3 protein-coding genes are annotated in these 11,590 nt (G+C 71.1%); 2 read left to right on the forward strand and 1 reads right to left on the reverse strand.

Annotation, left to right across the window (positions count from 1 at the left end):
• Positions 1-9,846, reverse strand: a 9,846-nt coding sequence (locus F6X53_RS19750; RefSeq protein WP_151001903.1) for an Ig-like domain-containing protein, incomplete at its 3' end; no start/stop codon positions are given.
• A 709-nt stretch (positions 9,847-10,555) separates the two neighbouring features.
• Between F6X53_RS19750 and F6X53_RS19755 the strand changes: the two genes are divergently transcribed.
• Both F6X53_RS19755 and F6X53_RS19760 read left to right on the forward strand, forming a co-directional pair.
• Positions 10,556-10,786 carry a hypothetical protein gene (locus F6X53_RS19755; RefSeq protein WP_151001904.1) on the forward strand — a complete coding sequence of 77 codons (231 nt, stop codon included), beginning with the start codon at positions 10,556-10,558 and terminating at the stop codon, positions 10,784-10,786.
• Between the two features lie 441 nt (positions 10,787-11,227).
• Positions 11,228-11,590, forward strand: a 363-nt coding sequence (locus F6X53_RS19760) for a LysR family transcriptional regulator (protein WP_151001905.1), incomplete at its 3' end; no start/stop codon positions are given.

Consider the following 11,590-nt stretch of genomic DNA (forward strand, 5'->3'; position numbering starts at 1 on the left):
GTCGGGGTTCTCGGCCAGATACGCTTTCGTGTGGAAATAGGCGTTCGGGTCCCGGCCCTCCTTCCAGCCGAACGTCTCGTAATGCGTGTCGGCATCCACATGGGCCCGCCAGACGTCGAGGTTGTTCGCGTAGTAGAAGACGTCGTCCACCACGTGGTGTCCGTCGTTGTTCTGGATCTCCCCGTCGGTGAAGCGCAGCGTGTCGATGCCGCTGATGTCCCGCGTCACCCCGTCGGGGCCGACGAGCAGCAGGGCTTCGCCCGAGAGCGCCACCCGGGCATCCGTGAAGGCGAAGTCGAAGCGCGCGCTCGCCTGCGGCGCCTGCCCGTCGAGGCGGACATCGAGGGTCGATTGGGCGGTGGCCCCCGCCGAATCCGCCACCGTGTAGGTGAAGTGCTCGTTGGCGCTGAGATTGTTGTCGAGGTTGTTCGAGCCGGTCGCCTCGTAGCTGTAGCTGCCATCCGCCGAGACCGTCAGGGTGCCGTGGTTGGCGACGACCTTGATGGTGCCCTCGATCGGAACCGCGACCTGCAGCCCGCCCGAGAACTGCACCGCCGCCACCTTCAGGGCCGCGCCGGTATCGTTGGCCAGGAGGTTGCCGGAGACGGCCGGCGCGTGGGCGACCGCCCGGTTGACGTCGCCGACCAGCACGGGCGCCGTGCCGCCGGACCCGCCGTCGCCGACGGTGCCGCCCGAACCACCGGTGCCGCCGTCGGATCCGCCTGATCCGCCGCCTGCGCTGCCATTCCCGCCCGTGCCGCCGCCATCGGATCCGCCGGCGCCGCCGCCGGCGCTGCCGTCACCGCCCGTGCCGCCACCCGTGCCGCCGCCTGCGCCACCGTCACCGCCGGTGCCGCCCGTTCCACCGCCACCGGTGCCGCCGCCGCCCGTTCCACCGCCGCCCGTGCCGCCGCCGGTGTTGATCGTGAGCGTGATCGGGGCCGCCGGCGTGCCGACATTGCCGGCCGCATCCGTCGTGCCGAGGGTGAAGCTGTAGCTGCCGTCGGGGAGCGCCGGGACGTCGATGGTCCAGCGCCCGTCCGAGCCGGTCGTACCCGTGACCGAACCCGGCCCTTGCGGCGTCTCGTAGCCGATCGTCACCGTGCTGCCGGGCTCGCCGGTGCCGGTGAGGGTCGGGGTGGCGTCGTTGACGATGCCGTTCCCGTCGTCGCCGACCACCCCCACGAAGACCGGGGTGGCGGGGGCCGCCGTGTCGATCACGACCTGCAGGGGCTGCGAGGCCGGCGACGGGGTCGCGCCGGGCACCTCGGCGGTCGCGACGAAGTTGTAGGTTCCGTCCGGCAGGGTCGGCAGGGCGACCTGCCAGGACCCGTCGGCCCCGACCGTTCCGGTGGCCGTCTGGGCGCCGGCCGCGTCGGTATAGCTCACCGTCACGGTGCTGCCGGGAGCGGCGGTGCCGGTGAGGATCGGGGTCGGGTTGCTGGTGATGCCGTCGCCCGGCGTGCCCGTATCCTCCTGGAGGCCGCCGATCGTCGGGGCGGGCGCCTGCGGGGGCGTCGTGCCTGCGCCGATGACGATCGCGTTGCCGGCCCCGACCGCGCTGTTGCCCGCCGGATCCGTCACGACGATCGTCGAGGTGACGGTGCCGGTGAGGCCCGACAGGTCGACATCGTAGGTGCCGTCGGCGGCGGCCGTCGCCGCGACGCGGTTTCCGGCGCCGTCCGTGAAGGTCACGGCCGCCGTCGAGCCTTCATCGAGACCGCTGAGGGTGAATCGCGCGGTCGCGGCCTCGGCGGGCGTCAGGATGCCGTCCGCCGACCCGTCGAGGGCGAGCTCCACCGCCGGCAGGGTGTCCGCCACGGTGTCGATCGTCAGGTCGAGCGGCGCGGAGGTTCCGCCCGGCGCTCCGGCCGGGCCGACGCTCGCCGCCGTGACGCTGTAGCGGCCATCCGCGAGGGTCGGCAGGGTCAGGCTCCAGTTGCCGAGCGCGTCGACAGGGCCCGTCAGGGTCTGGGTCTGCGCCCCGGTTCCGTACGTCACCGTGACGGTGCCGCCCGCATTGCCGGTGCCCGTCAGCGTCGGGGTGTCGTCGTTGGTGACCCCATCCCCCGGGGTCCCGGAATCCTCGGTGAAGCCCGTGATCGTGGTCGGCACCGTCGCGCCCGTGCCGATGGCGACGTTCCGGTCGGCCGGCGTCAGGCTCGCGAGGTTGCCGGCGCGATCGGCGATGTCGGAATCCGCCGCGAGGCCGAGGGTCAGTGTGCCCGCGCCGGTGACGTTCGCCACCGTGACAAGGTAGCTGCCGCCCGACCCCGTCACCCCGGTGATGGTGCCGGAGGCGCCGTTCGTGCCGGTCAGGACGAAATCGTCCTGACCGACGGCGCCGACGCTCTCGGGGAAGCTCACCGTGTAGGTGAAGCTCTCGGCCGCGAGCCCCCCGGCCGTGTCGGCGCTGGCGGTGCCGGCGGGCGCCGTCGCGTCGATGCTGATCGGGAGGGGGGCGCTCGCCACGCTGGTATTGCCGGCGGCATCGATGGCCAGAGCCGTCACCGCATAGGCCCCGTCGGGCAGGCTCGGCAGGGTCGCGGTCCAGGCGCCGGTCCCGTCCGCCCTCGTCTCGACCGAGATCGGACCCTCTGCCGTGGTGACGTCGAGCCGGATCGTGCTGCCGGGATCGGCCGCGCCGGTGAGGGTCGGGGTCGTGTCGGCGGTGAGGCCGTCGCCCGGGATTCCGGTATCATCCGCCAGCCCGGTGATGACCGGGGCACCGGGAAGGCCGGTCGCGAGGGTGACGGTGTTGCCCGAAATCGAGGCGGCGTTGCCGGCCGCGTCGCTCAGGGCGAGATTCGCGCTGACCGCCCGGTTGAAGCCCGAGAGGTCGACCGTGAAGGTCCCGTTCTCGCTCACCGCCACGTCGACCGAGCGGATGCCGTCGCTGAAGGTGATCGTCCCGTCGGTGCCGGCATCGAGCCCCGCCACCGTGTAGGAGACCGCCGCCGCCTCCGCGGCGTTGATGAGGCCGTCCGGCGTGCCGTCGACCACGAGCGTGGTCGGCACGTCCGCGTCGACGCTGCTGTCGATGGCGAGGGAGAGCGGGGCCGAGGTCCCGATCGCGGTGCCGTTGGCCGCCGTGAGGCTCGCGGTGAAGCTATAGGCCCCGTCCGGGAGAACCGGCAGGGTCAGGCTCCAGGTTCCGTCCTGATCGACCTTGGTGGTGGCCTCGGCCGGCTCGTCTCCGTCCGTGTAGCGAACCGTCACGGTGGAGCCCGCGGCCCCGATGCCGGTAAGCGTCGGGGTGGTGTCGCCGGTGATCCCGTCGGACGCGACGCCCGTATCGGTCGTGTAGCCGGTGATCACGGGCTGAACCGGGGGGACGCCGATGACGGCCCGCTCGGCCGGCGCCAGGCTCGCGAGGTTGCCGGCGAGATCCGCGATGTCGGATCCCTCGGCAAGGCCGAGCGTCAGCGTGCCGGTGCCGGAGATTCCCGCCACCGTCACGATGTAGTTGTCGCCCGAGCCCGTCACCGCCGTGACGGTGCCGGAGGCCCCGTTCGTGCCGGTCAGGACGAAATCATCGATGCTGACGCCGGTCACCGCCTCGGGGAAGCTCACCGCGTAGGTGAAGCTCGCGACCGCAGCGACGGTGGCGTCGGCCTCGGCGGTGCCGGCCGGCGCGACGGTGTCGAGGACGAGCGCGGGGCCCGCCACCGTGTCGGTGTTGCCCGCCGGGTCGGTGATCTGCAGGCTCGCCGTCACCGGACCGTTCAGGCCGGAGAGATCCGCCGCGTAGGTGCCGTTCGGCCCGATCGCCACGCTGACGCTGGTCTCGAAGCCATCCGTGAAGGTCGCGGTGCCGGTGGTGCCGGCATCGAGGCCCGAGATCGTGAAGGCGGTCGCCTGCGCCTCGGCGGCGTTGAGGATTCCGTCCGCCGTCGTCGCCACCCGGAAGGCCACGATGGGCGGAACGTCAACCGTGGTGTCGACCGTGACCGTCACCGGGTTCGAGGGCGCGCCGACATTGCCGGCCGCGTCCGTGAGCTGGACCGTGAGGGCGTGGGGCCCGTCCGCGAGCGGATCGGTCGGGCTCACCGTGAAGGTGCCGTCATCGCCCACGATCGCGGTGCCGACCGGCGCGGTGCCGTCGCGGAGCGTCACGGTGGCGCCGGCCTCGCCCCGGCCGGTGATCTCCGGCGTGGTGTCGCCGGTGGTGCCGCCCTGGCTGATGACCACCGGACTGGCCGGGGCCGCGGTGTCGATGGTCACGATGACCACCTCCGAGGCGGTTCCGACATTGCCCACCGGATCGGTCGCGGTGGCGCTGAGCGTGTAGGTGCCGTCGCTGAGCGCGGTGCCGGGGGTGAAGCTGAAGGCGCCGCTGCCGTCGGCCCTCACCGTGCCGAGCACGGTCTCGCCGTTCGAGATCGTGACCGTGCTGTTCGGCTCAGCCGTGCCGGTGATCACCGGCGCGCGGTCGTTGGTCGGGCCCGCGTCGATCGTCAGGATCGGGGCGGAGGGCGCGGCGGTATCGACCGTCAGGGTCGGCCCGGCCGCGACCGGGCTGGTATTGCCGGCGGCGTCCGTGACGCTCGCCGTGATGACGTTGGGCCCGTTGGCGAGCGCTGTCTCCGCGGTGAAGGACCAGTTGCCGGTGGCATCCGCCTGGGTCGAGCCGAGCCGGGTGCCGTCGTCGAACAGGGTGACGGTGGCGTTCGGCTCCGCCGTGCCGGTGAGCGTCGGGGTGGCGTCGCCGGTGGCGCCTGTGAGCGTGGTGAAGATTGGGGCGGCCGGGATGCCGGTATCGATCGTGACGCCGACCGGGGTTGAGGGCGCGCCGACATTGCCGGCCGCGTCCGTGAGCTGGACCGACAGCGCATGGGCGCCATCCGCGAGCGGATTGGTCGGCCTCACCGTGAAGCTGCCGTCATCGTCGACCGTCGCGGTGCCGACCGCGCGGGTGCCGTCGAGGAGCGTCACGGTGGCGCCGATCTCGCCCTGGCCGGTGATCGCCGGCGTGGTGTCGCTGGTGGGGCCGCCCGTGCTGGTGACGACGAGGTCGGCCGGTGCCGCGGTGTCGATGGTCACGACGACCGCCTCCGAGGCCGTTCCGGTATTGCCCGCCGCGTCGGTCGCGGTGGCGACGAGGGTGTAGGTGCCGTCGCCGAGCGGGGTGGCGGGGGTGAGGCTGAAGGCGCCGTTTGCGCCGGCCGTCACCGTGCCGAGCACGCTCTCGCCGTTCGTGATCGTGACGGTGCTGTTCGGCTCGGCCGTGCCGGTGATGACCGGGCTGCTGTTATTGGTCGGGCCCGCGTCGATCGTCAGGGCCGGGGCGGGGGGTGCTACGGTATCGACCGTCAGGGTCGGCCCGGTCCCGAGCGGGCTGACATTGTTGAATCCATCCGTGGCGGTCGCCGTGATGATGTTGGCCCCCTCGGCGAGCGCCGCCGCCGGGGTGAAGGACCAGTCGCCGGTGGCATCCGCCTGGACCGAGCCGAGCGAGTTGCCGTCATCGAACAGGGTGACGGTGGCGTTGGGCTCCGCCGTGCCGGTGAGCGTCAGGATGGCGTTGCTGGTCACCGCCGAGGGCGTGGTGAAGACCGGAGCGGCCGGCGCCGTCGCGTCCACCGTGACCGTCGCGGTCAGGGAGACCGGCGAGCGGTTGCCCGCCGCGTCCTGGGCGGTGGCGGTCAGCGTCGCGGTCCCGTCGGGGAGCGGCGTCGGCGGCGTGAAGCTGAACGCGCCGTTCTGGGCGGCCGTCGTGGTTCCGAGGAGCACCCCGCCATTGCTGATCGCCACAACGCTGCCCCCCTCCGCGGTGCCGCGGATGACGAGGCTGCCGTCGTTCGTCGCCGAAGGCAGGGCGAGCAGGGTCGGGGCGGCCGGGGGGGCCGTGTCGATCGTCACCGAGACCGCGGCGGAGGCGGTCGAGACGTTGCCGGCGGCGTCGCGCGCCGTCGCGGTCAGGCTCGCGGCGGCGTCGGCAAGGTCGACACTCGGCGTCACCGTGTAGTTTCCGTCGGCATCGGCCACGGCGGTGCCGATGATGGTGGTGCCGTTCAGGATTGTGACGGTGCTGCCGGCCGCGGCCGTGCCGGTGATGGTCGGCGTCGCGTCGTTGGTGGTCGCCGGCAGGGCCGCGATCGTCGGTGCGGCCGGCGCCGTCGTGTCGATGGTGAGCGACAGTGTCGCGGCGGGCGAGCGATTGCCGGCCACGTCCTGCGCCACGGCGTTGATCGTGGCGGTTCCCTCGTTCAGGGCTGCGGCCGGGGTGAACGCGTAGCGCCCGTCCGTGCCGGCCACGACGGAACCGATCTCGGTGGCGCCGTTCCCGCCACTCCCGCCGATCGTGAAGGTGACGAGGCTTCCCGGCTCCGCCGTGCCCGTGAGGGTCGGCGTCGTGTCGTTCGTCGGGCCTGGGAGGCCGGCGATCGTCGGGGCCGCGGGGGCGAACGAGTCGACCAGGATGGTCAGGGGGGCGGCCGGCGAGACCTCGTTGTTCGGCCGCGTCGCCGTGACCGTCAGGGTGTTGGTGCCCTGAGAGAGTTCGGACAGCGTGATGCTGAAGGCGCCGCCCTCCCCGGCCTGGCCGGTTCCGACGACGAGATCGCCGCTGCGGATCGTGATGGTGTCGCCCAAATTGGCCGTGCCGGTCACGACCGGCGTCAGGTCGCTGGTGGGCGCGATGTAGTTCACCAGGGGCGCATTCGGCACGACCGTGTCGACGCTGAGCGCCACGGGGGCCGAGGCCAGCGAGACGTTGCCGGCGGCGTCGCCGGCCGTCGCCGTCAGGTTGAACGTGCCATTGGGCAACGGAACCAGGGGCGTGAGGCTGAAGGCGCCGTCGGCGTCCGCGACCGCCGTGCCGAGGATCGCGCTGCCGTTGAGGATCGTCACCGTGGCGCCGGCCTCGGCCGTGCCCGTGATGGTGGGCGTGTTGTCTGTGGTGGTCCTCTCGAACGGCGTGATGACGGGCACGCCCGGCGCCGCCGTGTCGACGGTGAGCGGGGTCGCGGCCGAGAGCCCGGAGCTGTTGCCGGCCGGATCGACGGCCCTCGCCGTCAGGGTGATGGTGCCGTCGGTGAGCGGAACCGCGGGCGTGAGGCTGAAGGCGCCGTTGGCGTCCGCGACCGCCGTGCCGAGAATCGCGCTGCCGTTGAGGATCGTCACCGTGGCGCCGGCCTCGGCCGTGCCCGTGATGGTGGGCGTCGCATCGCCCGTCGGCCTCGCGAAGGACGTGAGCACCGGCGCGTCGGGCGCGGCGGTGTCGATGACGAGCGAGACCGCCGCCGAGGGGGCGGAGCTGTTGCCGGCCGGATCCGTGGCGGTAGCCGTCAGGGTCGCGGTGCCGGTGGGCAGGGCATTCGTGGGGGTGAAGGCGAAGCTCCCGTTGGCGTCGGCGATCGCCGTGCCGATCGACGAGCCGCCGCTGAGGATCGTCACGGTCGCGCCAGCCTCGGCCGTGCCCGTGATGGTGGGCGTGGTGTCGTTCGTGGGCGCCAGCAGTGCCAGCACCGGTGCGCCGGGCGCCGCGGTGTCGATCGCGAGGGTCACGCCGGCCGAGGGGCCGGAGCTGTTGCCGGCGGGATCCCGGGCGATTGCCGTTAGGGTCGCGGTGCCGGCGGGCAGATCGGCCGCGGGGGTGAAGGAGAAGTTGCCGCCGGCATCGGCGACGGCTGTGCCGAGGATCGCGCTGCCGCTGAGGATCGTCACCGTGGCGCCGGCCTCGGCCGTGCCCGTGATGGTGGGCGTAGTATCGTTCGTGGGTGCCGGCGGCGTCAGCACCGGCACGCCCGGCGCGGTGGTGTCGATGGTGAGCGAGACCGGAGCCGACGCCATCGAGATGTTGCCGGCGGTATCCTGGGCGGTCGCCGTCAGGCTCGCGGTGCCGGCCGGCAGGGCATTCGTGGGGGTGAAGGAGAAGTTTCCGCTCGCATCGGCGGTGGTGGTGCCGATCGCGGATCCGCCGCTGAGGATCGTCACGGTGGCGCCGGCCTCGGCCGTGCCGGTGATCGTCGGCGTCGTGTTGTTCGTGGGCGCCGCGAAGGCGTTGAGGGCAGGCATGCCCGGCGCCGTCAGGTCGAGGGTCACGGCAAGCGGCGCCGAGGCCGCAGACGTGTTGCCGAGGGCGTCGCGCGCCGTGGCGGTGAGCCCGTAGCTGCCCTGGGCGAGCGGCGTCGTCGGGGTGAACGTGAAGGCGCCGTTGGCGTCGGCGATCGCCGTGCCGAGGACCGCGCTGCCGTTGAGGATCGTGACGGTGGCGCCGGCCTCCGCCGTGCCGGCGATCGTCGGCGTGCTGTCGCCCGTGAGGCCGCCCCCCGTCGTGAGAACCGGCTGCGCCGGCGCGGTGGTGTCGATCTGCAGCGGGATCGCGGCCGAGGCCACGCCTTGGTTGCCGGCGGGATCGGTCGCGCGGGCGGTGAGCGTGTAGCGGCCATCCGCGAGCGCGATCGTCGGGGTGAACGAGAAGGTGCCGTTCGCCGCCGCCGTCGCCGTGCCCAGCACCGTGGTGCCGTTGAGGATCGTGACGGTGGCGCCGGCCTCCGCGGTGCCGGTCAGGGTCGGGGTGTTGTCGGCGGTCGCCGCCACCCCCGCGCTGAGGGTCGGGGCGGCCGGCGCCGTGAGATCGAGGACGAGGCTCGTTCCCGCCGAGCGGGCGCTGACATTGCCGGCCAGATCGGTCGCGGTGGCGGTGAGATTGTAGCTGCCGGCCGTGAGCGCGACCGCCGGGGTGAGGCTGTAGTTGCCGTTCTGCCCCGCCTGCGCGGTGCCGATCACCGTCGTGCCGTTATAGACCGTCACGGTGGCGCCGGCCTCCGCCGTGCCGGTCAGGGTCGAGGTGCTGTTGTTGGTGAGGCTCGGGGCCACGACGGTCGGGGCGCCCGGCGCCGCGGTATCGATCCGCACGGGCAGGGCCGTGGAGGCGGGGCTGACATTGCCGAGGGCGTCGCGCGCGGTGGCGGTGAGCGCGTAGGTCCCGTCGTTGAGCGACGTGGTCGGGGTGAACGAGAAGGTGCCGTTCGCCGCCGCCGTCGCCGTGCCCAGCACCGTGGTGCCGTTGAGGATCGTGACGGTGGCGCCGGCCTCCGCGGTGCCGGTCAGGGTCGGGGTGTTGTCGCGGGTCGCGCCGCCGCCTCCCGTGAAGCTCGGCGCGATCGGCGCCGTCGCGTCGATCTGGAGGGCGACGGCCGCCGAGGCCAGGCCGGTATTGCCGCTGGCATCGGTCGCGCGGGCGGTGAAATTGTAGGTCCCGTCGTTGAGCGACGTGGTCGGGGTGAACGAGAAGGTGCCGTTCGCCGCCGCCGTGGTGCTGCCCAGCACCGCGGTGCCGTTGAGGATCGTGACGGTAGTGCCGGCCTCCGCGGTGCCGGTCAGGGTCGGGGTGTTGTCGGCGGTCGCCGTCACCCCCGCGCTGAGCGTCGGGGCGAGCGGCGCCGTGCTATCCGTGGTGGTGACGTCGTCGATCGCGAAGCCGGTGCCGAGATTCACGTCGAGGACGCCGCGCGCGTAGACGCGGACCTCGGTCAGGTTCGACCATTGCGAGCCCGTGAAGGTGATGCGCTGGTCGCCGATGTTCAGGAGGTTCGCGACCTCGGACGTCGCCACCGGGACGCCGTTGCGGAAGCCCACGAAATAGGTGCTGCCGAGGACCGAGATGTCCCGGTCGACCGTCAGGCCGTTCAGCGTGAAGGCCGTGCCGGAGGCCTGGGCGATGGACAGGTAGCCGGAACTCGATTCGAGCTCGAGGACCGCATCGCCCAACTCGCTCTGGACGCTGAGCCGGCCCGTATTGGTGCCGTTCGCACTCCTCAGGGCATAGACATAGCCGCCGATCGTGAGGGGATTCCCGGCGGTGCCGACGAACCCGTCAAACGTCTGATTGGTAGCCATGAACGACCCTCACCCTGGACACGCGGTTTCCGGCAGCGGAACCCCTTTAAATTCGCTTTCTGGTTGTGTTTCCGAGCAGGGCAGATCCGGATTCCGGCATGCGAGCCGGTCCGAGCCCCCTTGCAGGACACAGGCCATAAGCTGGCGCCGGGGGCGTCGTTCGAAAGTATTCTCATTGGAAAGGTGTTTTTCAATTTCGGTAATTTCAGTAAAATTGCGAATATCCTGCGACAAATCTGCGCATGGACGGACATGTGTTTGGGTTTAATCGAACTTTAATCGGCCGGATCAGGCCCGTATCAGCCCCGTGGACTGACATGGGCCGCCACGATCACGCTTCGTATTGGTCCCGATCCGCCAGCATCGGACCGGAGGTGGGAGCGTTTTCCTTCGAGCGCGATGAAGCAACGCCGGGGACCAATGCTTGCGCGCGATCGGTGCCTGTGCTCTTCCGGGCCTGGATGGCACCGCGCCGAAGGCGGGCCTGCTCGCACATTTGCTCGGGCGGCGGCCTGAACGACGCTGAAGCGGATCGGCCTTTCGCGGCACCGACATTCCTGGGACTAGGACGGTCGCAGAGTTGTGGGTAAGGATTCCCGGCGCGGGATCGTACACTCATGGAATTCGGGAAAGAGTTTTTCTAGAATCGCCTGTTTCCGATGGTATCTCTGTTTATGTCCGGTAGGGACCTTTTCTGGGAGGGTTCCTGATGTTTGGGATCATGCTGGCGGCTTTCTTGGGCGGCCCTTTGACGGCACTGATGCTGTGGGACAGCGGTGCCGCCCTCGCGCTCGCCGCTGCGCCGGTCGGCGGCAGCGTCGCGGGTCTGATGGCGGCGGGCCTGATCAGCGGCCTGCGCCCACGCGCCTCCGCCTACACGCTCCGCCCTCCCGCCGCCTCGGCCTGGCCGGCGGCACGCTCCAGCAAATCCCGAGCCTGAGCCGGGCGTCGAACCCGGATCTGCGACCCCGATGCCGGCAACCTCGGGTTGCTATCCCGACGCGTTCATGTCATCGGGACGCGCCCTCACGAGGCTAGAGGCAGGCACGCGCGATCATGCAGGCCCGTTGGGCGAGCCTAATGGAATCCGGTACTTGGCAATAACGGTCAGCAACCAGCATGGTTAATGTGCCATGGCGGTCGGTGCGGCCAGGCGTTTCAGATGAGTCAGACTGAGATCCAGATAAAATTTTAGAGAAAAAACTTCATCAATAGCATTATTCACAATCAAATTCGGAGACTCGCCCCTACAGAGCACGAACAAGACTTCGCCTTTTCGGCTTGACCGCCGCGGCAGTTCCCCTATCTAGGGTTGTGTATCTTGAGTGGGGGGCTCGCTGTGCCCGGCCCTACTTGGCGTCAGTGAGAAAGCCGCAGCACGATGGCGCATCCTCAAGTCTTGCGTGACATGGCCTTGTTCGTGGAGGTCGCCAAGCGGAAGAGCTTCAGCCAAGCCGCCGCGGCCCTCGACATGCCCGTCTCCTCGGTGTCGCGCCGCATCACGCAGTTCGAGGCGGCGGTGGGCCTGCGGCTCCTCGACCGGACCACCCGGAAGATCGCCCTCACTCCCTATGGCGAGACCTATCTCGCCCAGGCCACCCGCCTCGTCGAGGAGGCGCAGCGCAGCTTCGACGACCTGATCGCCCAGGCCAAGGGGCCGAGCGGTTTCCTGAAGGTAGCGGCGCCGAGCGACTTCTGGGTCCTCCAGCACCTGTCCGGCATCGTCTCGGAATTCTCGCAGCAG

Source organism: Methylobacterium soli (assembly GCF_008806385.1).
Lineage (GTDB): Bacteria > Pseudomonadota > Alphaproteobacteria > Rhizobiales > Beijerinckiaceae > Methylobacterium > Methylobacterium soli.

What these genes read in the sequence shown, in the direction of transcription:
- F6X53_RS19755 (WP_151001904.1), top strand. Translation starts at nt 10,556, where the DNA reads ATGTTTGGGATCATGCTGGCGGCTTTCTTGGGCGGCCCTTTGACGGCA.